A 1,732-nucleotide genomic window follows, 5' to 3' on the forward strand; every position below is an offset into this window, starting at 1 on the left:
TCGCCACGTAGGGATGCTTGGCCGGCACCATCTTCTCGAAGCTCGCCATCGGCCGGAGCTGAACCGCGTGCCAGCCGAGGAACAGCGAGATCAACGCGAAGCCGACGAGCACGGCGGCACGGTGGCCGAACAGCCAGCGCTCGATGAACGCCTCGGCCCGCCCGACCTTGCGGTGGTGCTCCAGGTCGACGTCTGTGGCGGTGCGGTGCTTCCTGCTCATGACTGTCCGTTCGTCTTGACGACGCGCGCGCCGCCCATGCCCACGAAAATCCACTGGCCCTCGCCCACCGCCGCCATGCCGGTCACCGGCACCGCGCCGGGCGGGGTCTTCGCCTGGAAGCTCCGCCCGCCGTCGGTGCTGACGACGGTGCCGCCGGCGGAATCGACGAGGGTGAGCGTGCCCCCCTGGATCGCTCCCGCCACCAGGGTGCGGCCGGTCGGCGAAGCCACCGCCCACCACGCTCCATCCTCCTGCCGGTAGATCCGGCCGCCGAAGCCGAAGGCCAGCAGCGCCTCCCGGTCGCCGTCCGACAGTGCCAGCGCGCCGTAGAGCGGCGCCTGAGTGCCGAGGTCGAAGACCTCCCAGCCATCGCCGCCATCGGCCGAGCGATAGACCCGACCGCCCTCCCCCGCCATCAGCAGCGCGTCGGACGGCGTGGCGGCGATGGCGTTGACGTGCAGCCCCTCGACATTGCCGGTCCGCCGGCCCAGCGCGTGCCAGTTACGCCCGCCGTCCCGGGTGCGGAAGACCTGACCGTAGGAGCCGACGACGATGCCGTACGCCTCGTCGCGGAACCACACGCCGAGCAACGGCCGCGACGGGCCGAACTCGCCGCCCGCCGTGGCATCCTCCACCGCCAGCTCGGCGGCCTCGTGGGCCGCCGGGTCGGCGTTCGGATCGGCCGCGAGCGCATCGCGTCGCTCCAGCGCATCGGCCAGGACCAGCGTATTGGCCATGTCGCCGTCGAACCGGCGGCTCCACGTGGCGCCGCCGTCGGCGGTGTGCAACACCACCCCGTCGTGGCCGACCGCCCAGCCGAACCTGGGCGTCGGGAAGTGCACCGCGGTGAGCGTCACCGACACCGGCACCGCGGCCTGCCGCCACGACACCCCGCCATCGTCGGAGAAGACGACGATCCCCCGCTCGCCCACCGCGACGACGCGCGTTCCGGCGCGGGCGACGCCGAGCAGCAGCGACCTCGCCGCCCGCCCCGACATCAGGGCGGGGGTTTGCAGCAGGTCCGCGCCGGCCCGCGCCACCTTGGGAAGCGCCGCCAGCGACACGGCCAGCAGCGCCAGCGCCACGCGCCGGCCGACCGGTGGGGTATTGGAGATCGTCATTGGTAACGTCCTTTCGGCGTTGCCCCCACCCTGACCCTCCCCCGCTCCGCAGGGGAGGGAACTCCACCGCTCTGCCCCCTCCCCTGCGAAGCGGGGGAGGGATGGGGTGGGGGCAAACCGCCTCAGTTGCTCACGCGGCGCAGGGAGTCCGGCGAGAAGCGGCCGAGCTCGTACTTCACGCCGTACTTGGCGGGCTTCTCCTCGTTGCTGAGCTGGTGCACGAGGTAGCGCCGCGCCTGCAGGTCGTAGAGGACGTTGCCGGCGAAGTTCGGGACGTGCTCGTCGTATTCCTGGATAAGGAACAGCTCATGCACGCGCCACAGCTCGCCGCGGCCGTCGTACTGGTCCTTGTGGGCGATCTGCCAGGAATCCTCGTCCACGTAGAACTCGC

3 protein-coding genes are annotated in these 1,732 nt (G+C 71.9%); all 3 read right to left on the reverse strand.

What is annotated here, in order from left to right:
• On the reverse strand, window positions 1-220 hold a 220-nt coding region (locus TSO221_RS34655), incomplete at its 3' end, for a hypothetical protein (protein WP_146209017.1).
• Complete coding sequence (locus TSO221_RS34660; RefSeq protein ID WP_109122977.1) at window positions 217-1,341, reverse strand: YCF48-related protein; 1,125 nt, start codon at window positions 1,339-1,341, stop codon at window positions 217-219. The genes TSO221_RS34660 and TSO221_RS34655, both read right to left, overlap by 4 nt.
• 122 nt (window positions 1,342-1,463) lie before the next feature.
• Window positions 1,464-1,732: DUF1329 domain-containing protein (locus TSO221_RS34665; RefSeq protein WP_146209018.1), on the reverse strand; the 269-nt coding region annotated here is incomplete at its 5' end.

The organism is Azospirillum sp. TSO22-1, assembly GCF_003116015.1.
Lineage (GTDB): Bacteria > Pseudomonadota > Alphaproteobacteria > Azospirillales > Azospirillaceae > Azospirillum.